General features: G+C 43.1%; 18 protein-coding genes. 1 reads left to right on the top strand and 17 read right to left on the bottom strand.

Annotation, left to right across the window (positions count from 1 at the left end; all coding sequences use genetic code 11):
- Positions 1-68 precede the first annotated feature (68 nt).
- The 9 genes from gltB to I6L31_RS12010 all read right to left on the bottom strand — a co-directional run bounded on the left by gltB (position 69) and on the right by I6L31_RS12010 (position 12,686).
- Positions 69-4,550 carry a glutamate synthase large subunit gene (gltB, locus tag I6L31_RS12050; RefSeq protein WP_005001107.1) on the bottom strand — a complete coding sequence of 1,494 codons (4,482 nt, stop codon included), beginning with the start codon at positions 4,548-4,550 and terminating at the stop codon, positions 69-71.
- 442 nt (positions 4,551-4,992) lie between these two features.
- Positions 4,993-5,853 carry a hypothetical protein gene (locus I6L31_RS12045; RefSeq protein ID WP_004991747.1) on the bottom strand — a complete coding sequence of 287 codons (861 nt, stop codon included), beginning with the start codon at positions 5,851-5,853 and terminating at the stop codon, positions 4,993-4,995.
- 13 nt (positions 5,854-5,866) lie between these two features.
- The gene (gene aroB / locus I6L31_RS12040) at positions 5,867-6,949 is read right to left on the bottom strand and encodes a 3-dehydroquinate synthase (RefSeq protein WP_004991748.1); all 1,083 of its coding nucleotides are present in this window, start codon (positions 6,947-6,949) and stop codon (positions 5,867-5,869) included.
- A 32-nt stretch (positions 6,950-6,981) separates the two neighbouring features.
- Positions 6,982-7,524: a shikimate kinase AroK gene (aroK, locus tag I6L31_RS12035; RefSeq protein WP_004991750.1), complete on the bottom strand. Its 543-nt coding sequence runs from the start codon at positions 7,522-7,524 to the stop codon at positions 6,982-6,984.
- Between the two features lie 36 nt (positions 7,525-7,560).
- Complete coding sequence (gene pilQ, locus I6L31_RS12030) at positions 7,561-9,693, bottom strand: type IV pilus secretin PilQ family protein (RefSeq protein ID WP_010588590.1); 2,133 nt, start codon at positions 9,691-9,693, stop codon at positions 7,561-7,563.
- 62 nt (positions 9,694-9,755) lie between these two features.
- Positions 9,756-10,280: a pilus assembly protein PilP gene (locus tag I6L31_RS12025; protein WP_004991753.1), complete on the bottom strand. Its 525-nt coding sequence runs from the start codon at positions 10,278-10,280 to the stop codon at positions 9,756-9,758.
- Entirely contained in the window at positions 10,280-10,993 is a 714-nt protein-coding gene (locus tag I6L31_RS12020; RefSeq protein ID WP_004991755.1) for a type IV pilus inner membrane component PilO, read from the bottom strand. The genes I6L31_RS12025 and I6L31_RS12020 overlap by 1 nt, the downstream gene beginning before the upstream one ends.
- Entirely contained in the window at positions 10,990-11,628 is a 639-nt protein-coding gene (locus tag I6L31_RS12015; RefSeq protein WP_004991757.1) for a PilN domain-containing protein, read from the bottom strand. Before I6L31_RS12015 ends, I6L31_RS12020 begins: the two co-directional genes overlap by 4 nt.
- Entirely contained in the window at positions 11,628-12,686 is a 1,059-nt protein-coding gene (locus I6L31_RS12010) for a pilus assembly protein PilM (RefSeq protein WP_004991759.1), read from the bottom strand. Before I6L31_RS12010 ends, I6L31_RS12015 begins: the two co-directional genes overlap by 1 nt.
- A 163-nt stretch (positions 12,687-12,849) precedes the next feature.
- Here I6L31_RS12010 and ponA point away from each other — a divergent pair, with 163 nt between their 5' ends.
- Positions 12,850-15,414, top strand: coding sequence for a penicillin-binding protein PBP1a (ponA, locus tag I6L31_RS12005; RefSeq protein ID WP_004991760.1), 2,565 nt, complete (start codon positions 12,850-12,852; stop codon positions 15,412-15,414).
- Positions 15,415-15,462: 48 nt separating this feature from the next.
- Here the strand turns inward: ponA and I6L31_RS12000 are convergent, their stop codons facing one another.
- The 8 genes from I6L31_RS12000 to I6L31_RS11965 form a co-directional block, all read right to left on the bottom strand.
- A complete protein-coding gene (locus tag I6L31_RS12000) occupies positions 15,463-16,266 on the bottom strand; it encodes a putative RNA methyltransferase (protein WP_004991763.1) in 804 nt (267 codons plus the stop codon).
- Between the two features lie 54 nt (positions 16,267-16,320).
- Positions 16,321-17,439 carry a phospho-N-acetylmuramoyl-pentapeptide-transferase gene (gene mraY, locus I6L31_RS11995; protein ID WP_004991766.1) on the bottom strand — a complete coding sequence of 373 codons (1,119 nt, stop codon included), beginning with the start codon at positions 17,437-17,439 and terminating at the stop codon, positions 16,321-16,323.
- Complete coding sequence (locus I6L31_RS11990) at positions 17,440-18,846, bottom strand: UDP-N-acetylmuramoyl-tripeptide--D-alanyl-D-alanine ligase (RefSeq protein ID WP_005001100.1); 1,407 nt, start codon at positions 18,844-18,846, stop codon at positions 17,440-17,442.
- 11 nt (positions 18,847-18,857) lie between these two features.
- Positions 18,858-20,357 (bottom strand): UDP-N-acetylmuramoyl-L-alanyl-D-glutamate--2,6-diaminopimelate ligase, encoded by a 1,500-nt coding sequence (locus tag I6L31_RS11985; RefSeq protein WP_004991771.1) that lies wholly within the window; start codon positions 20,355-20,357, stop codon positions 18,858-18,860.
- Between the two features lie 11 nt (positions 20,358-20,368).
- Positions 20,369-22,195 (bottom strand): penicillin-binding protein PBP3, encoded by a 1,827-nt coding sequence (gene ftsI / locus I6L31_RS11980; RefSeq protein WP_004991774.1) that lies wholly within the window; start codon positions 22,193-22,195, stop codon positions 20,369-20,371.
- A gap of 10 nt (positions 22,196-22,205) precedes the next feature.
- A complete protein-coding gene (gene ftsL, locus I6L31_RS11975; protein WP_004991776.1) occupies positions 22,206-22,538 on the bottom strand; it encodes a cell division protein FtsL in 333 nt (110 codons plus the stop codon).
- Positions 22,539-22,549: 11 nt separating this feature from the next.
- Positions 22,550-23,461 (bottom strand): 16S rRNA (cytosine(1402)-N(4))-methyltransferase RsmH, encoded by a 912-nt coding sequence (gene rsmH / locus I6L31_RS11970; RefSeq protein ID WP_004991777.1) that lies wholly within the window; start codon positions 23,459-23,461, stop codon positions 22,550-22,552.
- 337 nt (positions 23,462-23,798) lie between these two features.
- Positions 23,799-24,803 (bottom strand): sulfate ABC transporter substrate-binding protein, encoded by a 1,005-nt coding sequence (locus I6L31_RS11965; RefSeq protein WP_004991779.1) that lies wholly within the window; start codon positions 24,801-24,803, stop codon positions 23,799-23,801.
- Positions 24,804-24,917 lie beyond the last annotated feature (114 nt).

Here is a 24,917-nt window from a genome sequence, read left to right as displayed (position 1 = left end):
TCTCTCTCCGTGGGTAGGTGCAGAGTTCGCTGTTACCTGCACCTGCCTATGTATATGCAGTAGTGGAATTATTGAGGATCAGCTTGAGTTGCTTTCAAAAGCGTGAGCAAATTAGCAGCTTTTGGTTTTACAAGCCAGAACTTCCGACTGTAAAAATCAAACTCATTGCGGATCTTATACGCCCAAGCACTACCTGTTTCTTTAATGTGTTCATCCAGAATACGAAGCAGGAATTGTTGATGCTCTTCCATCGACTCCGTCGAGATACGAGTCAGGTCAATCAACTCATGGTTGTAATAATCAACAAAGTCATTATCCAGATCGAGTACATAAGCAAAACCACCTGTCATACCCGCACCGAAGTTATGACCGACTTTACCGAGCACAGTCACAATCCCGCCTGTCATATATTCACAACAGTGGTCGCCTGCACCTTCAATCACGGCAAACGCGCCAGAGTTACGCACGGCAAAACGCTCACCCGCCGTACCTGCTGCAAATAACTTACCGCCTGTTGCACCGTACATACAGGTATTACCAATAATCGCAGTATGTTGGGTCTGGAATGGTGAACCTTTTGGTGGGAAGATCGACACTCGACCACCTGCCATCCCTTTACCAACGTAATCGTTGGCATCACCTTCAAGTTTGATATGCAAACCACCTGCATTCCACACACCCAGTGACTGACCTGCTGTACCTTTTAAGTTCATAATGACTGGATGTGATTCCATGTCCAGATTGCCATAACGACGCGCAATCTCACCAGAAACACGTGCGCCAATTGAACGATCACAGTTACCAACTTCAAAATTAAACTCACCACCTGTACCCGCTTCAATGGCAGGAAGCATTTCTTCTACCATACGTTCAGCCAGCAAGCCTTTATCAAATGGCTCATTACCCTGAACTTCACAGTATTGTGCCTTGCCTTGTGCCGCAGGATGTGACTGCAACAATGGTGTTAAATCAAGATGTGCATGTTTATCAGTTTCACCCGGCAATACTTCAAGTAAATCCACACGACCAATCAAGTCTTTCAGGGAAGCAACACCTAATGCAGCCAACCACTCACGGGTTTCTTCAGCAATGAAATGGAAGAAATTGATGAGCATTTCAGGTTCACCAATATAGTGATCCTGACGGAGTTTGTCTTGTTGTGTTGCAACACCCGTCGCACAGTTATTCAGGTGGCAAATACGCAAGTATTTACAGCCTAATGCGATCATAGGCGTAGAACCAAAACCAAAGCTTTCAGCACCCAAAATCGCGGCTTTTACGACATCCAGACCAGTTTTTAAACCACCATCTGTTTGTACACGAACTTTACCACGTAGGTCATTTACACGCAGGGCTTGATGCGCTTCAGACAGACCAAGCTCCCACGGTGAACCCGCATGATGAATGGATGAAAGTGGAGAAGCCGCTGTACCACCGTCATAACCAGAAATGGTAATGAAGTCGGCATACGCTTTGGCAACACCTGCGGCAATCGTACCTACACCCGGTTCAGAGACTAGCTTGACTGAAACCATCGCCTGAGGATTGACTTGCTTCAAGTCAAAAATCAATTGTGACAAATCTTCAATCGAATAAATATCATGATGTGGCGGCGGAGAAATCAAGGTAACGCCCGGAACAGAATAACGTAAACGTGCAATTAAGCTATTGACTTTACCACCCGGAAGCTGACCACCTTCACCCGGTTTTGCGCCTTGAGCGACTTTGATCTGTAGGACTTCCGCAGAAGTCAGATAAGCAGGAGTTACCCCAAAACGACCCGATGCGATCTGTTTAATTTTCGAGTTACGAATCGTGCCATAACGCGCAGGATCTTCACCACCCTCACCTGAATTCGAACGACCGCCAATGGTGTTCATGGCAATCGCAATCGCTTCATGCGCTTCTGGTGACAATGCCCCTAATGACATCCCCGCTGAGTCAAATCGTGGCAAAATTGCCTCAACCGATTCAACCTGCTCAACAGGAATTGAATTGGTGGTTTTGAGCTTGAATAAATCACGGATCGTCGCGATTGGGCGGCTATTGACCAGTTCAGCATATTCTTTAAAGTCAGCATAATTGCCTGAACGTACCGCTTTGTGTAGCGCATTGATCACGTCTGGGTTAAACGCATGATATTCCTTGCCAAATACAAACTTCAGCATACCACCCTGATCAATTGGCTTACGCGCTTTCCATGCCAAATCAGCCAGTTTTTTCTGATCATTTTCAAGATCAACAAAAGTTGCACCCTGAATACGGCTTGGTACACCGAGGAAGCATTTATCCACCACTTCTGATGATAAACCCACTGCTTCAAAAAGCTGTCCACCACGATAAGACGCGACTGTTGAAATCCCCATTTTAGAGAGAACTTTCAATAGACCTTTATCAATACCTTTGCGGAAGTTGGCTTGGGCATGTACTGGATCACCAAGTAACTCACCTTTTGCGATTAAATCATTGATCACATCATAAGCAAGGTATGGATAAACTGCCGTTGCACCAAAACCGAGCAAGACTGCAAATTGATGCGCATCACGTGCAACACCCGTTTCAACAATAATGTTGGCATCGGTACGCAAACCCGTCTGAATCAAATAATGGTGTACTGCACCTGTTGCTAAAGCCGCATTTGCAGGTAGATACCCCTGACGCAAATTTTTATCAGAAAGGATCAATAACGTTTGACCATCACGAACTGCCTGTGCAGATTCCTCACAAATACGATTGACCGCAGCTTGTAAGCCTTCTTCTTCACGATAATTCAGATCAATTTCTGCAATCTCATAACCTGCGCGGTTTAAATTGCGTAATTGATGCATTTTCGAATTTGAAAGTACAGGGCTTGAGATAATCAAGCGATCTGCATGTTCTGGCCCTTGCTCGAAGACATTCTGTTCACGACCTAAACAGGTTTCAAGTGACATCACAATCGATTCACGTAATGGATCGATCGGAGGATTGGTCACCTGTGCAAATTGTTGACGGAAATAATCAGAAACATGGCGAACCTGACGTGATAAAACCGCCATTGGCGTATCATCACCCATTGAGCCTACTGCTTCCTGACCACTTTCAGCAATCGGACGTAGCATCTGGTCACGTTCTTCAAACGTCACCATAAACATTTTCTGAGCCGTCTTTAGCTCATCGCCAGCCAATCCCTGCTCAGATAGTTTTTCTTCAAGCTCAGGGTCTGCCTGTAAGCGCAACGCGTGTTCACGCAACCACTCACGATATGGACGCATTTTTTTCAGATGTGTGCTGACATCATTGGTGTCGAGTAATTTACCTGTAAAGGTATCGACTACCAAAATTTGACCTGGGCCGACACGACCTTTAGATACAACATCTTCAGGTTGGTAGTCCCACACCCCAATTTCAGAAGCAAGGGTAATATAATCATTTTTGGTAATCACCCAGCGCGCAGGACGTAAACCATTACGATCCAGCATACAAATCGCATGACGACCATCTTGGATCACCAGACCCGCAGGTCCATCCCATGCTTCCATGTGTTTAGAGTTAAACTCATAAAAGGCACGTAAGTCTGCATCTAGAGTTTCAACATTTTGCCATGCAGGTGGAACCAGCATACGTAAGCCACGGAATAAATCCATGCCACCGCCAACCAGAATTTCAAGCATATTGTCTAAGCTTGAAGAGTCTGATCCAGTACGGTTTACAATTGGATTAAGCTCAGTTAAACCTGGTAATAATGGGTTTTCAAATTTCGGTGTCCGCGCTAATGCCCAGTTACGGTTAGCGGTAATGGTGTTGATTTCACCATTGTGCGCCAAATAACGAAACGGCTGCGCTAACGGCCAACGCGGTAATGTATTGGTTGAGAAACGTTGATGGAACACCACGATATGTGAAGTCAGACGTTCATCCGCTAGATCTGTATAAAAGTCAGCAATTGCTGCTGGCATCATCAAACCTTTATAGCTGATCACATTTGAAGACAAAGTCGTTACGTAGAATGAGCTATCGTTTTGTAATTTTTGTTCAGCACGGCGACGCGCCAAGAATAACTTACGGTTGAATTCAACCTCAGTCACGCCCATTGGACAGTTTACAATAATTTGTTCAAAGACAGGTAAAGACTGGAGTGCAATTTCACCCAATACATCGTTATTGGTTGGGACAACACGCCAAGCCAAAACTTTTAAGCCTTCTGATTCAATTTCCTTGTTCAGGGTATTTTTTGCGTGCTGTGCCAATGCAGGATCTACATTAAGAAAAACCGTACCCGCAGCGAAAATCTCACTCAACGTGATATCACTAAGCTTTTTCGCTTCATCACGGAAAAAAGCTTTTGGCATAGCCAGTAATAGACCGCACCCATCCCCTGTTTTACCATCAGCGGCAATACCACCACGATGCGTCATGCAACTTAAACTGTGAATTGCGGTTTGAACAAGGTGGTGACTTGGTTGGCCCTTCATCTGGGCAATCAAACCAAAACCGCAGTTATCTTTAAACTCATCTGGTTGATATAAACCTTGAGCGGGAGCTACAGTATGAGGCGATGGCAAGTGCATAGCGTACCCTTCTTTCAACATGGCTCTTTCGAGCATAAAACGATCAATTTACTTCGCGACGTTGTCTATTACTCACGTAAAGCTAAATGTTTTACAATCCATTTTTGCATTACTATCTGACTATACGCCCTTTGTGGCAAGCAGACAGCAACTTTCTTGGCAAAAACGTTTTGAGTTATTTCGCACTGTTTTATAGCAGTTTAAAACGACGATTTCGCATACTAATTAAAAGATTAAGCTCCAAAATAGGGACAAAGTGATCAATTAGCGCATCGATAATGCAAAAATAATGCCAATACCAATTAGAAATAACTAAGTGATTTAATTATAAAAGATAATTAATTTTGTATTTTTGTAACGCCTTAAAATAAACTTAAATTTTGAACCAACATTGTGCAAAATAATATTTGAGATTAATACATGCACTATTTTTGTGCATGTATTAATTAAATGGATCACTTATTTCGCGTTCATTGTTCCGCGAAGGACGATTTTCCACATTAGGGGTATTAGGTGCAGTACTACTTGGATTTAGAGAAGAAACATTATTTGATTGGCGCTGCACACCGACCACATTCCCGTCTTGATCACGCTGAGTGACTGTTGTTGAGGTCGTTGGAGCAGCAGGTGCAGACTCAACGGAGGGAGTTGGTGATACAGGGGCGACAGGTATCGGTGCGTTTCTTAGATTAACGCTATAAAGTTGCCCTGCGCTGCCCTTAATTTCTTCAGAGCCTAAATCATTAATCAACGGTAAATAATTAGCCAAAGACACTGCCTTCGGGTGTACTGAAGCAGGGAATTTCAGATTTAATTGCGATAATTGATGCGTTGCATCGGCTTCCCGATTAAATACCCCATAGGCTAGAACGTATTGTTCTTCCTGATTTTCCCCACTTAAACGAAAGTAAATGAAATTTTTACGGTCAGACTGACTCTTTAAATAGTTTTTAATAATATTTTCATTAGACGAACGAAATAACTCAATGGTCCAGTTCCGCTGATTTTCCTGCATAAACTTGGTACCACGAAACTCTGCCTCATGATTTCCTGCGGTAATTACACGCATAGTTAAATCTAAGGGTCTGACTTCATCAGACAAAGTCCCCAAATTGGTCGTCGCGGTCACTTTCTGTGGCTGAATCTGAGACTGTGTTTCAACAATATCTTGTTTTTCGACTTGTACCACTTTATCTGAACTGGTGATCGCCCAAAAGATCAGCGCCAGCAATAAGCACAGCAGACCAAGCACTAGCCAACTATAGTGCTGAATATTCTGCCACAGCGTACGTGATACCGTCATATTACACCCAATCTCACTCTGCCTGATTTTCCAAAATAACCTGTTTCATTTTCTCAACATCAAATTCTTTGGTAATGACAGCCTGACCCAGTTGTTGTAACAACACCAATCTCAACTGTCCATTCAGAACTTTTTTGTCGTGTGCCATATAAGACAAAAACTCATCCAATGGAATTTTCGGACATGATATCGGCAATTTTGCACGTTGAATGATATTTTTTGTACGCTGTAAATCTTCAGCGGAAATCCAACCCATGCGCTGTGACAAATCAGCCGCCATGACCATTCCCGTTGCTACAGCTTCACCATGTAGCCATTTACCATAACCCAAATAAGATTCAATCGCGTGACCAAACGTATGTCCCAGATTTAAAAGCGCGCGCTCACCCTGCTCTTTTTCATCGTTCGCCACAATTCTAGCCTTATGCGCACAAGAACGATAAACCGCTTGGGCCAATAGACTTTCATCACCTGCAAGTAAGCCATCCATATGCTGTTCTAACCAAGCTAAAAACTCAAGATCACCCAGCAATGCATATTTAATCACCTCGGCCAGCCCAGCAGACAACTCACGTGCTGGCAAAGTACGCAACTGTGCCATATCCGCCATAACTACTTCAGGCTGCTTAAATGCGCCAATCATATTTTTGCCTAAGGGATGATTAATCCCTGTCTTTCCACCGACGCTAGAATCTACTTGAGAAAGCAAAGTAGTTGGCACCTGAATAAAATAAACACCTCGCTGGAAACAGGCTGATGCAAAACCTGCCATATCGCCAATCACGCCGCCTCCCAATGCCAAGACAGTACAATCACGATTGAAGCCCGCTTCTAACAATGCATCGAAAATCAGGTTTAAATTTTCAAGATTTTTATATTTTTCACCATCAGGCAGCACACAGGTCGCCACTTTTTTACCCAAAGATTCTAAATCATGAACATAATGGGACAAATACAGTTGTTCCAATGTGGTATTGGTCACGATCATCACTTGCTGACCTTTGATATAAGGTGCTAACAATGTTTTTGGATCTAACTGACTACCAATAAAAATAGGATAACGACGATCACCGAGTTCTACATGAAGTGTTTGCATGAAACTTTAATGCCAATAATAAAATAAATAGCCTAGTGAGATTCTGCTGCCAAAATCACACGTAAAATATGCTGTGCCAATTCTCGTGCAGCCCCTTGATGTGTTTCTATCACATAATGTGCAACTTCACGATACAGAGGATCACGAATTTGAAGTAGATCTTTGAGTTTTTGCTCTGGGTTTTCAACCTGCAATAATGGTCGATTTTTATCCCGATAGGTACGCTGTAATTGTAATTCTACAGGCGTATAAAGATAGATCACAATACCGCGGTTTTTCAAATAAGCGCGGTTTTCGGCTTGAGTCACCGCACCACCACCTGTAGCCACAACCAATTGTCTACGCTGGGTTAACTCATTAATGACTGTTTTTTCTCTCGAGCGAAAACCAATCTCACCTTCTTTTTCAAATATCCACGGAATACTGGCTCCAGTTTTACGCTCAATTTCATGATCACTATCCAGAAACTCGCGCCCCAAAAGCTCAGCCAAGTGCCGTCCTACTGTTGTTTTTCCTGCTCCCATTGGCCCCACCAAATAGATATTTGGCAGAGCTCTAAACTCTTTGCCTAGCAAGGAGTCACCTATTGCATAACTTGAATTAAACTTATATTACTGATTTCTCACCTGAGTGTCATTAACAATTCTCGGGGTAACGAAGATCAACAACTCTTGTTTATCGTCCTTTTTAGAGTCTTTTCTAAATAAACGTCCCACCCAAGGTAAGTCTCCCAAGAACGGCACTTTCGTCTGTTGATTGGTTGTAGTCTGTTCAAATACCCCACCCAGAATCACCGTTTCACCATTATCGACCAACACATTGGTATTAATCGTGTTTTTATTTAGAATCAACTCACCATTCGGCGCTTCTCCAGCGATCGAATCTTTGGAAATATCCAACAGCATCTGGATTTTACCATCAGGTGTAATACTTGGTGTGACTTCAAGGCTGAGTAAAGCTTCTTTAAATGAAGTGGTTGCCGTTGAACCCGAAGCAGAGTTTGTGGTGGACTGATAAGGCACTTCCTGACCCGTTGCAACTTTGGCGGTTTGTTTATCAGCAGTCATGACTTTTGGTGTTGAAATCACTTCACCATAACCATCTGCTTGTAATGCAGATAATTCCAAATCCAGCATAAAGTCAGACAAACTAATTAAGCCAAAGGCAATTTTACTCGCACCCGCTGAAGTGACACCTAAATCTACATTCAGGTTATCTGGGCGTTCGATGGTGTATTTACCATCGTCATCAGGATCACGCAGATTCCATAAAGTAGTTTCACTACCACCGACCAACAAATCATTATTTTTGGTAATCCCCTGTGAAAGAACACCCCACTTCACCCCCATTTCTTTGGTAAATGAAGTGCTTGCTCGCACAATCCGCGCCTCCACCATCACCTGCTTAACACGCACATCCAATAAATCAATCATTTTACGAATCTGATCAATTTTCTGTGCAGTATCATTAATGATTAAAGTATTGGTTCGTGGATCAATCGACACAGTTCCTCTTGGACTCAGCAAACTACCAACACTATCACCTAACGGCTCTGAACCACCTGAATTTGATGAACCTGAACTTGAGCTGTTTTTACCTTGAGTCATCAATTTTTCAATATCGGCGGCTTTCGCATAACTGAGTTGAATATACTCAGTTTGTAAAGGCGCAAGTTTGACACTTTGCGCAATCGCTTTGGCTTCTTCTTCTTCAGCTTTGGTTAATTCAGTAACTGGCGCGATCCAGATCACATTACCGCTACGGCGTTTATCCAGATTTTTAGTTTTTAAAATAATATCTAACGCCTGATCCCACGGCACATCCTTTAAGCGTAGAGTAATATTGCCCTGTACTGAATCTGCCGTCACCATGTTGATATCAGTAAAATCTGCCAATAACTGAAGTACACGACGCACTTCAATATCCTGGAAATCTAGAGAGATTTTTTTACCACTATAATTTGGCGTAGAACGTGCGCCTAACTGATTACGATCCACTGGACGTTTAAGGCTTAAAGTCAGCTTATTTTCTGCCTGATATGCCATATATTCATAGCTACCAGCAGATTGCACCACGATTACCCCATTGCCGCCTTCATTATAGGCATCCACACTCGCAACTGGCGTAGCAAAATCATTGACATTTAAACGTCGTGCCAAATTGGTCGGAATTTTATTGCCAAGCATGCGTACAACAATTTTACTGCCTTGTTGCTGTACATCGACAGGCGTATTACTGCCAAGCAAATCGATAACCACTTGACCTTCGCCCTGCGAGCCGCGCTGAAAACCAATATTAGAAACCCCTTGCTGAATATTCGTTGCCGCTGGCATAGCAACAGCGGCAGGAGTCATTACTTGTTGGGCACTATTAATCTTTAAAATAAAAGTATTGCCTTCAACACGTGTAGTAAATGCTCCAGCATCTTTTAAATTTACGGTTAAACGTGAACGCTTCGCATCAGATACTACATCGACACTGCTGGCTTCATTGGTCGCGACAGCAATAGTATTTTGTTTAAGACCCAGCTGAGCCTTATCAAAATCCAAAATCAGTCTGGATGGCTGTTCCATTTGATATGCTTGTGGTTGCGGTGGCAAACCATTGAACATCACACGGATTTCTGTCCCCTGTCCTGCGATATTCATGGGCACAATATTGGTAATACTGACCTGCGCACTAGCCACTTGCATGATTGCAAATGCAACCGCACCCATTGAAAACTGTCGAACTGTATGATTCATTGACTCACCATCCCCAATCAGAATTTTTTTTAAACCCTTTTTCATTGTTATTCCTTTCATACTTAAGGCTCAGGCCCAATCAGAACCAAGGTACGCGGACGCTCAACATAACCATCTCGACCATCTGGTACAATTTCAACCAAATCAATTTGTGTCGGACTGATTCCGACAATTCGCCCTTGATTCATTCCCATATAGCTTCCAACCTGAACCCGCTCAACTTGCCCATCAGGCGTCTGAATTAATGCAAGAATCTTTCCATTTTGGCTACGCATACTGCCTTTCATATTTAAAGATTCGAGTGCGTAGCTTTCAAGTGGTTGCGGCTGACGATTAAAGTTCGGATAAACCCGTTTACCTGCCATAATTTTGAGTTCAGCTGCCAAAGAGCTAGGTAAAAATGGGCTTTTCAACTGCATGGCTGAATAGGTAAAACTCGGCACAGGCGTGAAAACAGGTGCTGGCTCAATCGGCAAAGGTGGCTGATTACGAATGGCTGCCATTTGTTCATTTACAGCGTCAATACGTGAATCACAACCAACCAAACCACAACATACGATTGCCATGAAAATACTATGTTTTTTCATTATTTTGCCCCCGCTGCAACTGGAGCAGAAGCACCACTCGCCTGATCATCCGCACCTATATATCGATAGGTTTTTGCTTTCACGGAATAACTAATTTCAGGAATATCTGCTTTTTCTTTAACCTGTTTACCTTCAATCACAAAATCATGCAAAGTTACAATACGAGGCAATGCCGCAATTGCGCTTACAAATGCACCAAAGGCATGATAATCCCCAGTCGCATCAATCGAGATCGGCTGTTCAATAAAGAACTCTTGTCTAACTTCATTTTCAAGACGGATATTTTTAAATTTAAGTCCAGAATTTACCCCTGTCATATTGATATCTTCAACCAGACTTGGAATTTCTGTTTCTTTTGGAAGTTGCGCCAATTGCTGGTTAAAATTCGATTCCATTTCCTGCAACTGAACCTGATATTGCTGCAAGTTACGTAATTTTGAATCCTTTTCACGAAACTCGTTGAGCAAATTCTGCTCTTGTGCCTGAGCTGTTGAGATCGCATCCAGTTTAGGCTTAATGGCTAAAAAATAGCCCAAAGCACAGACGGCGAAGAAAATAAAAATCCAGCAGGTAATCTTAACTGAGAGTGGCCATCCCCCGTAGTTATTCATATCCAGCGTATTAAACTGCTGAAGAAATTTATCTAAGGTCAATTTCTTTTTCTTTGGTGCAGCAACTTCAGGATCTAGTTCATTGAATTCATCACGACTCATTGTGCTGCCCCCGTATTTGAACCTGATTGATCGTTATTATCTTCTGTAACTGATGCCCCAATTTCACCCAAATCTGTGGTCACAACGAAAGTGCCATAGCTTTCTTCGACACGCGGCACCACAGAGCTTTGATTCTGATCTTTTTTATCATCTGCTGCCAAGAAGGAGTTCATAAAGGCATTACGATACCACGGTGAAGCCTCTAAGTTACGCAATAACTCTGCAACAGTATTTGGACTTTCCGCTTTGCCTTCAATGGTAAATTTATCGCCTGTACGACTGAATTTGGTCAGATACATATTACTGGGTGTCACCCGCACCAATTCATCAATCAAGCGAACGGTTACTGGACGTTGACCTTCCAAACCTTGAATCAGCTTCATACGCTCTACAATCGCATTTCGGCGCTCTTGTAAGCCATCCAGTGATTTCAACTGCGTATCCAGATTCTGGTTAGTACTGACAACCAATTGATTGGCTTGTTCTTGATCATTAAGCTTATGATCATAAAACAACCAAGCTAAGACCACAGCAACTACCCCAAGTACTGCAACGGCAGCACTAAATGCAATAAATTGTTTCTTGCGCTGCTCTCTTAGCTCATCACGCCAAGGGAGTAAGTTAATCTTTGCCATTAATCAAAACTCCTCAATGCCAGACCACATGCCACCATTAAAGAAGAGGCATCATTTTCAATTTTTTTGATATCTACCTGAGGAGAAAAACCCATTTGTAAAAACGGATTAGCAGTGGTAACGCGATAACCTAATTTTTGTTGTAGAAGTTTTGGCAAACCAGGGATGTTGGCATTACCACCAGCCAATAAAATATGGTCAATTTCATTAAACTGTGAGGAAGAAAAGAAAAATTGTAAAGATCGTGCAGCCTGCTGAACCAACGCTTCTAAGAAAGGTTCCAGCACTTCAGTATCAAAATCATCAGGTAATGAGCGTTCTTTTTTAGCACGACCTGCTTCTTCAAAAGATAAACCGTAACGTGTCTGAACGTCCTGCGTCAGTTGCTTTCCACCGAAAACCTGTTCGCGGGTATAAATAATCTTGCCATTTTGCATGACCGAAAGTGTGGTCATGGTATGTCCGATATCTAAAATACCGACGGTATTAACACCCATCGGTAAAGTATCAGCAAATACCCCGAAAGCCCGTTCCATTGCGTAACTTTCGACATCAGCAACTTTCGGTGTTAAACCTGCAAGCTCAAGCACTTCTACACGTGTTTCAACGTTTTCGGTACGGGTTGCAACCAATAAAACATTGACTCGTGTAGGATTTGCCAAACGATCAGGCAGCACTTCAAAATCCAGACTAACTTCGTCCAGTGGAAAGGGAATATATTGCTCTGCATCCATACGGATTTGAACTTCACGCTCATCATCCGTCATATCCGCATCCATTTCGATGATCTTATGAATCACCATGGAAGTCGGAATCGCAATAGCGGCATTGGTCGATTGAGGATTGGCCAAGTTAATCACTCGCTCCAACGCATCCCCGACTGCTTCCGGATTGAGAATGTTCTTCTCAACCACGCTATTTTCTTGTAAGGGTATCAAGGCATAGCTTTCTACCCAGTAGCGACCGTTTTTTACAGAGAGTTCTAATAACTTAACAGAAGTCGAACTAATATCGACCCCTACTAACCCCTTATTTGGTTTACGATATAACATGCGCACGATAGCATTATCCTATTATTTTTTTATCCCCAAACAAAACAACAAGCTGATCTCGGTCTCTAATTTTATACGGATACAATAAGGCATCTAACAATCCGCATGTCTAAAGGATATACTGACCATCAATTCGTTTGCTATTAGCTCTTATTAAAACTTACTTGTTATGAAAAAGCTATCCAGTTCAGGTCATGTTCATCCATTTTTTTTGGTACTTATCATTATTTTAGTCTCAGTTCCAATGGGTTTTTATGGCATGTATCTCTATATTGCGCCATCCCTACCTGAAATGAGCTCTTTAAAAAAAGCGCCTTTACTAAAACCATTACAAGTTTATACGGCTGATAATGAGCTAATCTCAGAATATGGCGGCAAACTTTCTGTGCCCGTAGAATACGATCAAATTCCACCTACTTTTATTCATGCCTTTCTTGCAGCAGAAGATTCTTCTTTTTTTGAGCATAGTGGCATCAGCTTTAAAGGTTTAGGTCGTGCAGTCAGTGAAACCATTACAGGTTCTGATGTGCAGACAGGTGGTTCTACGATTACCATGCAGGTGGCCAAAAATTATTATTTAAGCCCAGAACGTACTTTAAAACGCAAACTTACCGAAATCTTTCTAGCACGTAAAATCGAACAAAACCTGAGCAAAGAAGAAATTTTGACGTTGTATGTCAATAAAATCTTTTTAGGTAAAAATGCCTACGGCATTGCCGCCGCAGCCAAAATTTACTACAACAAAACTTTAGATCAGCTCAGTATCGCAGAAATGGCCATGCTAGCAGGTTTACCTAAAGCACCGTCACGTTTCAATCCTGTTGCGAATCCTGAACGAGCTTTAGAACGTCGTAACTGGATTTTGGGTCGTATGCTACAACTAGGTTATATCACTCAGACCCAGTACCAAACTGCGGTTGCTGAACCCATTAAACTTGATATGCCAGACCGTGGAATTGCTAATCGTTTTCCTTATGTTGGTGAAATGGTGCGTTCTGAACTGGTCGAAAAATTTGGTGAACAAGCAATCGATTCAGGCTACAAAGTTTATACTACGATTGATAGCAAACGCCAGGCTTATGCCGAACAGGCAGTTCAGGATGGTCTGGAAGCCTATGATCGTCGTCATGGTTGGCGTGGTGCTGAAGCACACGATAAACCTTTAAATTCATTTATGGCTTATGCCAATACCTATCCTGCGCAAGTGACTAAAGTCAATAACTCGACTTTTGAAGCCTTAATGCAGGATGGATCAACGATCACTGTTCCTTGGTCAGGTATGTCTTGGGCACGTCCTTATCGAAATGCCAATAGTGTCGGGGGTGCGCCAAGTAATGCATCACAAATTGTCAAAGTCAAAGATATTGTTCGTTTACGTCCAAATGCCGAAAAAACCTCTTGGGCACTGGTACAGATTCCAAATGTACAAGGTCAATTGATTGCTTTAAACCCAAATGATGGTGCGATTGAAGCGATTGTCGGTGGCTACAACTTCTATCAATCCAAGTTCAATCGTGCGTTACAAGGTTGGCGTCAACCTGGTTCAACCATCAAGCCATTTATATATGCACTGGCTTTAGAACGTGGCATGACGCCTTATACGATGGTCAATGATAGTCCGATTACGATTGGTCGCTGGTCACCTCGAAACTCCGATGGCCGTTATTTAGGCATGATCCCGTTACGTCGTGCCTTATATTTATCACGAAATACGGTTTCTGTACGCTTACTACAAAGTGTTGGCGTTGAGCGTGCGCGTCAATTACTCATGGACTTCGGTTTACAGGAAAATCAGATTCCACGTAACTTTACGATTGCCCTTGGAACGCCACAGGTACTTCCTGTACAAATGGCGACGGGTTATGCCACCTTTGCCAATGGCGGTTATCGGGTACAGCCTTATTTTATTAGCCGTATCGAAGATGCTTACGGTAAAGTAATTTTTGAGGCCAAACCTGAATACGCGTGTATTTCGTGCATTAATGAGACTGAAAACACCGTTACGGATGATGAGCAAAAAGCGCAAACTCCTGATGATGAAGTGATTGAAGTCACTAATCAAAGTATGCAGACCGAAGCAACAAACACAGCATCACAAACCCAAGCAACAAGTCATTCTAGTGATTATCGTCAGGCGCAACGGATTTTAAAATCCAGCTCGGCCTATGATATGGCCAATATTTTGCGCGATGTAATCCAACATGGTACAGGACGTGCAGCACTGAAAATAGGACGGGATGATTTAGGTGGTAAAACGGGTACGACCAATGACGCCAAAGATGCTTGGTTTGCAGGTTTCAATAGCAAACTGGTTTCTATCGCATGGGTCGGATTTGACCGTCCAACCACACTGGGACGACGCGAATATGGGGGTATCGCAGCACTGCCAATCTGGATTAACTTTATGGATAAATCCTTACAGGGAACTGCCTCTTCGTGGGTTCAATTGGATAAAAATGCTAAAGCGCCAATTTCCCGCGAACAGCCAAGTCTTCAGGAAAATAGCAGTAAAAGCCGTACAGATCGCACTTCACCACCGCTCGCACGTCCACTTTATGTGCCTGCCCCAGCAGCGCCTGCTCGAACATCGGATAATGACTTTGCTGACTTACCAGGTGAAGAAATTCTGATTCCTTCAGAACAGACACCACCATCGCTCAATCAAAATCAACCTAAACATGCTGAGCCTGCTAAACGTGATGCACTTGAGGGCTTAATCAATCAGGTGACCTAAATTTACTCATCCGTTAGACTTGTCTTAAAGCCATCTTTCAAGATGGCTTTATTTCTTTTGGAAAAGATACATTTGAAAATGCGCTGTAAGTTCAAACTGGGTTTGCTGTTCCAATTGCTGTCTTTTTTCAGGCTTGGCTTTATAGGCATAGGGTGTCATTGCAATCAGATTTTTCAACTGATCCTGATCCAAATCAAACTGGCTCTCGACATGTTGTTGCAAGACCAACTCAAAATCGGACTGTAATTGCTCAACAAACTTATTGGGCTGATGGGGTTTTACTTCATCAAATAGCGCTTCACGCAACGCATATAAATGCTCAGGCGCAGGCGTCACCACCAATAAATAACCTTTTGGTTTTAAGGCTCTTAAAATTTCATCTTTCGGAATCGGGCTAAATAAGCTGGTACAAATATCAATACTTTGATCAAGTACAGGTAAGGTTGCGCCTGTCCCCACCACCCAAGTCACTTGAGCGTTAAGCTTGGCCGCATGTTGAACTGCCGTTTTTGCAATATCTAGCCCAATACATTGCTGAACTTGTTGCTGCATTGCAGACGTGTAATAGCCTTCGCCGCAGCCAATGTCCAATAATGTATGCAATTGCAGTTGCTGCAATTGAACCACGACTGCATCCCGTAAAGGCTGGTAAAAACCTTCGGATAGAAAAAGACGACGTGCCAATACAGACTCAGGTGTATCTCCGGGTGTTTTACTGTGTTTGTGTTGAACCACATGTAAATTTACATAACCTTGTTTGGCCAGATCATAACTATGCCCTTGCTCACATCGCCATGTGCGCCCGATCAAATTTAAAGCCTGACGACACACTGGACACATCAACACACTCATGATTTTCTCTCATATAAAAAAAGCCAGCTTTGCTGGCTTTTTGAGTTTTTCAGCTTAACGTAATTTTAAAGTCATTAGACCTAAAACCACCAGCATAATGGTGATAATCCAGAAGCGAATCACCACCTGTGTTTCTTTCCAACCCTGTTTTTCATAATGGTGATGCAACGGCGCCATCAAAAACACGCGTTTATTACGCATGCGCAATGACCCAATTTGCAGGAAGACAGAAATCGCTTCCATCACAAATACGCCACCCATAATCGCAAACACGATTTCCTGACGTACCATGACTGCAATCGTACCCAGCATTGCACCGAGTGCCAATGCACCGACATCACCCATGAAGATTTGAGCAGGATGTGCGTTGTACCATAAAAAAGCTAAGCCCGCGCCGACCATTGCGGAACAAATTACCACCAGTTCAGAAGTGTATTTGACATAAGGAATATGCAAATAGTTGGCAAAACGGATATCACCCGCCAGATAAGCAAACACCCCCAAACCTGCGGCAACCATCACAATCGGCATAATCGCCAAACCATCCAGACCGTCGGTTAGATTGACTGCATTAGATGCACCGTTAATCACAAGGTAGGTGAAAATAATAAACGCAATGCCTAAAGGTACTGCGGATAATGGAATTGATAGATTTTTGAAAAATGGAATCAACAAATCCAGCATGTTCGCAGTATGAATCGGATTCGGCTGATGAATCGCGATCACATACAATGCAATCCCTGCTCCAAGTGAAGCCAGCGATGTCCAGAAAAACTTTTTACGTGCCGGCAAACCAGCATTGTCCTTATAACGGATTTTAATCCAATCATCCGCCCAGCCCACGGCACCAAAGACCACCATGACTCCAAGCACAATCCAGACATAAGGATTGGATAAATCCGCCCAAAGCAAAGTACTGATCCCAATCGATAAGAGGATCAGTACGCCTCCCATGGTTGGTGTACCCATTTTTTTGGCATGGTTTTCAGGTGCGTAAGAACTCACCGCCTGACCATATTTGAGTGCCTGTAATTTACGGATCATCACAGGGCCAAGTAACCAGCCAATCGCCAGTGCCGTCAATATACTGAGTAAAGAACGCAGGGTTAAATATCGAACCACCTGAAACGAACTGTTATAGCCCGCAAGATGTTCAAATAGCCATAACAGCATTTAGAGTTTCTCCATCAAATCTGCCATCAACGTTTCCATGTGGGTATAACGAGAGCCCTTAAACAGGAAACTCATTGACTCGGGTTGATGTTGTTGAATTAAATTCGTTAAAAAAATCAGCGCGTCTGCTTGCGTTGCAAATGCTTTTAATTTTGAGGCATGAACACTGTGTGAAGCCCCTTGTAAAGCCGCTTGAGCAAACTCACCCACGGCGACAATTAGATCCAAAGGGTAATCGACCAGATCACGTCCCAAATCATGATGCTCTTGCACACTTGCATCACCTAACTCACCAATATCGCCCATGACCATGACTTTAAAGCCAATCTGCTGACTTAACACTTCAGCCGCAGCGCGCATAGAGGTGGGATTTGCATTATAGGTATCATCAATAAAGAGATATTGCTTACGCTGAATAAAGTTCAGACGACCTTTTGCACCTTTGGCCTGTTCTAGCCCCGTCACAATATCATCCAGTTGAACCCCAATGGCAAGTGCAAATGCCGCCGCCGCAGTCGCATTCTCTACATTATGCAGACCTGCAAAAGGCAGATGAATCTGTGCGAGACCTTGCGGTGTATGTAATGTAAACTGACTGGATTGTGCATTAAGTTTAATATCAGTTGCAAAAACATCACCACCTTCTCCAAAAGAAAGTTGCTGCGCAGTTTGTACAGCCTGACGAATTTTCGCAGTAAAATCATCATTTGCAGGGATAATCGAGCTACCCTCTGGCGCAATATGCACATAAATTTCCGATTTCGCACGGCAAATGCCTTCACGTCCACCAAATTCGCCCAGATGCGCAGTCCCGATATTCAGAATCCCTGCCACCTGTGGCTGCACCAGACCAGAGGTATAATCAATTTCACCCTGATGGCTCGCACCTAGCTCCATCACGGCATATTGATGTTCAGGTTTGAGCTCAAGCAACATCATCGGCACACCCAAATCATTATTGAGATTACCGCGAGTGACTAAAGTCGGTGCAAGTAGTCCGAAAATACTGCCCAACATTTCTTTGGTCGTGGTTTTGCCGCTACTTCCAGTCAATGCAATGACTTTTAAATCTGGATATTGGGCACGACGATAAGCACCTAAATGACCGAGCGCCAGACGTGTATCTGGCACCACAAGCTGAGCAATATCAACATCTAGAGGACGCTCAACAATCACCACCTGACAACCATGTTGAGCCACTTGTGCAACAAAATCATGTGCATCAAAGCGCTCACCTTTCAATGCTAAAAAGGCATCGCCCGATTCGGCATGACGCGAATCGGTTAAAATCCGTTTGATGGATTGTGTAGGCGGCTTATCTTGATACCAATAACCATGCGTTGCCTGTTGCAACTGTTCAGCCGTCCATGGAGTCAACTCTACCGTACTGGTCGTCGATGTATGCATAAAACTTAAACCTATTGTGCTGGATATGCGCTATGCACTGAATGCGCCTGCGCATCGATTGCAGCCTGAACCTCTACGACATCATCAAACCAGTGTCGCACCCCATCAATTTCTTGATAATTTTCATGTCCCTTGCCCGCAATGACCACAATATCGCCATTTTTGGCTTCATTCACGGCAAATTTAATCGCTTCACGGCGATCTCGAATTTCAAAGACATGATGTAAGCTAAAATCTACGGCTTCACGCATATCTGCAAAGATTTGATTCGGATCTTCGGTTCGAGGATTATCAGAAGTCAACACCACAGGATCCGCCCCTTCCAATGCTGCTTGCGTCATCAATGGTCGTTTGCCCCGATCACGGTCTCCGCCACAACCAAAGACCGCCCAAAGCTGATGCCGAGTATGTCGCTTTAAGGTAGTTAATACCTGAGTTAATGCATCAGGGGTATGTGCATAATCCACCACAAATAAACGCTCACCATCGCGAATCACTTGCATCCGTCCCGGCGCACCTTGAAGCTTAGGTACGGTTTCAATCAATTCAGCCAGATCGAATCCCGCAGCTTCAACCGCAATCAGACTCGCAATCAGATTTTCCACATTAAACTGTCCCAAAAACGGACTTTGAATCTGGAAAATACCACGCGGACTGCGCAATTGAATCTCTGCACCATGCAACTGATAATTGACCGCCTGCACCAGATAATCTGAGCTTTGATTTTGCAGGGAATACGTATAAATTTTAGGTTGAGATGGATTGTTTTTTGCCACCTTGAGCATTAAATCTGCGTAATCATCATCTAAATTAATCACCGCGACTTTGAGTTGTTCAAATGCAAATAATCTAGATTTCGCTTCAGCGTAGGCTTGAAGCGTTCCATGATAATCCAGATGATCACGACTTAAGTTTGAATACACGGCTATTTCAATGTCGCAACCATTTAAACGCCCTTGTTCAAGGCCATGCGAGCTGGCTTCGAGTGAAGCGAAAGTCGCGCCCTGTTTGGCATAATCATGCAACAAGGTTTGCAGTTGCAAAGCATCCAGCGTGGTATGTGTCGATGGATTTAAATGCGGCAAAATACCATTCCCCGTCGTACCAAACACCGCACAACGCTGTTGTTGCAGGCTGATTAACTCTGCCATCAAACGTGAAATAGTCGTTTTACCATTGGTGCCCGTCACAGCAAGGATACGCGCAGGTTTTACTGGATCGGTTTTTTGCAGATAATCACGCTGCCATCGACCCATTTGCAAACGCACATCTGGACACACCCATTCATTGGCAAGCCCCAGAGGCTGCTCACTAATAATTCCCAAAGCGCCAGATTCAAGTGCTTTTTGCGCAAAGCTCAGGGTTTTCTCAGGTTGAGAATAACTCGTCAGTGCAATAAAAATTTGCCCCGTCTGAACTTTGCGGCTATCTAAATTAAATCCAGAAAATGGCTGTTTTAGCCATTCAATATCCAGTGCTTTGGTATAAATATCTTGAAAAGAAATCGACATAATTCACCTGATTACTGAATGGTTGGGGTATCGAGTGGTTTATCTAGTGGAACATTCATCAGCCGCAAGGATTCCTGCATAATCTTGGCGAATACAGGCGCAGCCACCAGACCACCGTAATAACGACCTTGTGGATTTTCCACCACAACAATAATCGCCAGACGCGGATCACTGACTGGCGCAACCCCTGCAAATAAAGCCCGATATTCATTGTTAGAATAACCCTTACCATCTGCGCGTAGTTTATGCGCCGTTCCTGTTTTACCACCGACACGATACCCTGGAATATTGGCTTGACGTGCCGTACCACCCGGCATGGTGACCTGCTCAAGCATCAATAATACTTCATCGGCTATTTTAGGCGACAATACCTGCTCGCCTTTAGGGACTTCATCTAACTTATGCAAGCTCAAAGGCATTTTCAGGCCGTGATTGGCAAGCATGGCATAACCTTGTGCTACCTGCAAAATGGTGGCATTTAAACCATAACCATAGGCCATCGTCCCCAATTGTGACGGATTTAGACGGTTAGCAGGTAATAATAGACCACTACTTTCGCCCGGGAATTTGACTGCTGAACGTTGTCCAAATCCAACACGACGAAAGAAGGTCGGTAAGGTATCTTTTGGTAAAGACAAGGCAATTTTGGCAGAACCCACGTTCGAAGATTTAATAATTACGCCACTCACGGTTAATGCACCGTAGTTATGCGTATCCCGAATGGTATGCCAACCCAGTTTCATCGAACCCGGCGAAGTATTGACGATGGTATTTGGGGTGTATTGTCCTGTTTCTAGCGCCGCTGAAACAGTAAACGGCTTCATGGTAGAACCTGGTTCGAACATATCAATTGCACCACGGTTACGCATGGCATCTTTATTGGACAGACCCTTTTTGTCATTTGGGTTATACGATGGCCAACTGCTCATCGCCAAAATTTCACCCGTTTTCACATCGACTGCAATTGCAGACGCAGAGCGCGCATTGTTTGCTACACCCGCAGCGGTGAGTTCACGATACATAATATATTGTAAGCGTGAGTCGATACTTAAGGTAACGTTTTCACCCGGCTGAACTTCTTTAATCACTTCTGAAATTTTGAGACGATTGCCGTGTTTATCACGAATGATTTTCTGTTCACCGTCAATTCCCGAGAGTTGTTTATTGAGCTGCATTTCCAGCCCTTCAATCCCTTTGCCATCATTATTGGTCAGGCCAATAATCTGTGCATTGGGCTGAGGCTGTGGATAGTAGCGCTTATAGTTTTTTTCAGTATAAACACCCTCAAAATTACGCTTTGAAATGATATCTGTCTGCTGTGGCGGAACTTCTTTTTTCAACACCAGATAACGTGAACGAGGACGGTCATTCATCATTTTCTTTAAACTGGCTCGATCCATACCCACAATATCTGCTAATTCATCCAGATTTAGATTCTTATCAGGCAGTTCTCGTCTTAAACGACGTGCATTTTCGGGTTCTTTTTTAATTTTTTCCGAAATCTCTTCATATTGTTTTTTAGCTTCAAAATAATCACGCGGATCAATCACCACATTCATAATCGGGGTACTAATCGCCAAAGGTACACCATGCCGATCGCTAATCACGCCGCGCATCGCTTTTAACTGTTCAGTACGCAAAATATTGGCATTGGCTTTATTTTGTAAAAAGTCTTTATTCACTACCTGAACATAGAATGCCCGCGTCACCAAAACCACAAAACACAGGAATACCGTGAACCAAAGTAAATAAAAACGCCACATATCAAAAGCAAGGGTGGGCTTTTCAGTAATGGACTGCTGTTTTTTTCGTGTTTGCTTAATGCGCTTATCTACCATACAGCATGCCTTACTTTTTTTGCTCTGGAGTCATAGGTAATGAAATTACAACAGTTTGTGCAGCAGGAGGAGAAAACATCCGCAATTGGGTAACTGCACGGGTTCCAATTTGTGCGGTCGCGCCAAAAGTTTGCTGCTCAATCAGTAAACGCCCCCATTCTGCATTTAGATCATCTTTTTCACGCATATAAGTACTCAAATCACGATAATCATGTCGGTATTCAAACACCTGAAACACCACCATCATGGCACTAATAAACACCAGACTGATCAAAACTGCGTAGGTCACAACCTTTCTAAAAGTCGTTTTACGCGCGGACGGGAACTGTTCTTCTGTTTCCATGATTTGCCTTTTCATACTAATCGTTCGGCAACCCTCAGCCACGCACTACGCGAACGCGGATTGGATTTTACTTCTTCTTCACTGGCACGTAGTCGTGCAATTTTCTTTAAACGTCGTGTATCCACCTGCTTTTGGGGTAAACCCCAGCCCGTATCTTCCGCAAGCGTTGATTCTTTTTGAATAAACTGTTTAATCAAACGATCTTCTAAGGAATGAAAACTGATCACGGCTAGACGACCCTGTGGTTTTAACAACTCTACCGCTTGAGGCAAAAAGATTTCAATATCTTCCAGCTCTTTATTTATAGCAATTCGAATCGCCTGAAAAGTTCGAGTCGCGGGATGCTTATGTTTTTCCCATTTAGGATGAGCCGTTTTGACCAATTCAGCCAATTGACCTGTGGTTTCGATGTACCCTGCCTGTTTAATCACTTTGGCCAAACGACGACTATAGCGCTCTTCACCATATTGATAAATAATATTGGCCAAGTCTTCTTCTTTAATGTCCAGCAACCATTCTGCAGCGGTTTGTCCCTGCGAATTATCCATACGCATATCGAGCGGGCCATCTTGCATAAAACTAAAACCGCGCTCAGCCTGATCCAACTGCGGTGAAGATACGCCCAGATCGGCCATGATCCCATCCACCTGAGTAATCCCAATACGATTCAACTCAGTTTGCAGATCAGCAAAACTGGCATGAATAATTTGAAAGCGGGAATCACGCTGTGCTAACTCATGTGCAACAGACAAGGCTTGTGGATCTTTATCAAACGCATAAACACGTGCATTGGCATCTAATTTTTCCAGTAAAGCCCGCGTATGACCACCGCGACCAAAAGTGCCATCTACATAAATTCCCGTATCACGTTCAGCCAGTAAGGCATCGACAGTTTCATGAAGTAAAACGGAAATATGTGACATAAGGGCAAGATCATAAAAAGCTAAAAATTTAACTGCACATTATTACCTTGTTTTGGCAAAGCTCCAAACGACTTTTTGTTGGGAATTCTTATTTTTCATGGGCAAAACCGTTTTTTGGAGAATATTGCAGACAAATCAAGCCTAAATGTGCTTTTTTACTCCCCCCACCCGCTTTAAAATGTGTTTTAAATTATTTTTTTCACACAAAAACCAATCTCAGCCTGAATGCTCAGATCGGTTGTTTAGAATTCATTCATGAGTCCCTTTTATTTTCTCTATGGAAGAAAAATAAAGCGAGTTTAAATAATGATGAAGCAAGTCTGTTATATATCCAATCTTAAGGTTTTTCTGCCGAAATTTGGTCATAAATCGCGCCATTTACAAAATGGGTTTTCTGCGCTTTAGCCCAACCGCCAAATACATCCCCAATGGTAAACAATTTAATTTTTGGGAACTTGCCCGCATATTTAGCTGCGGCTTTGGCATCGCGTGGTCTAAAATTATATTTCGCTGCCAAATCCTGCCCCAGTGGAGAATATAAATAATTCAAATAACCTTTGGCTAAATTACGATTGCCATCTTTATCGACGGTCTTATCCACAATCGCCACAGAAGGCTCTGCCAAAATAGAAATAGAAGGATAAATAATCTCATACTGCTCCTTACCTGAACCCTGCTGAGTTGCCAGTAAGGCTTCATTTTCCCAAGACAGTAACACATCGCCAATGCCACGTTCTGCAAAGGTCGTCAGGGAACCTCGCGCACCTGAGTCTAACACCTTCACATTATGATAAAGCTTTTTGACGAGCTCACGGGCCTTGGCATCATTGCCACCCGGCTGCTTTAAGGCATAGCCCCATGCAGCCAAATAAATCCAACGTGGTGCTCCACCTGTTTTTGGATTTGGCGTAATAATTTCTACACCCGGTTTGGTCAGATCATTCCAGTCTTTAATTTGCTTAGGATTGCCCTTGCGAACCAGAAAAACGATGGTCGAAGTATACGGGGCTGAATTATGAGGAAACTCTTTCTGCCAATTTTTCTTGATCAAACCCACATTGGCAATTTCATCAATATCATTGGCCAGTGCTAGCGTCACCACATCAGCTTGTAAACCATCAATCACCGCACGCGCCTGTTTACCTGATCCGCCATGTGATTGTTTAAAGTCGACATCTTGTCCTGTACGCTTTTTCCAATATTCACCAAAACTTTTATTGTATTCCTGATAAAACTCGCGTGTTGGATCATAAGACACATTCAAAAAAGAAGTGGCTGCATAAACCACACTTGCACTTGTCCCCAACCATGCCAGTAATACTGTGGATAAAATCTTATTCATTGTCATCTCTTAAATTTGTTTTTATTTACTATATTTTAATATAAATTTTTTACAATCAAATACTTATACAATATTTTCAGAAATATATCGCATTATATGCTAAACTAGAAAATA

It is taken from the genome of Acinetobacter septicus, from assembly GCF_019355975.1.
Classification (GTDB): Bacteria; Pseudomonadota; Gammaproteobacteria; order Pseudomonadales; family Moraxellaceae; genus Acinetobacter; species Acinetobacter ursingii.
The sequence above is the reverse complement of the archived record's forward strand: the minus strand, read 5'-3'. Positions and strand labels throughout refer to the sequence as shown.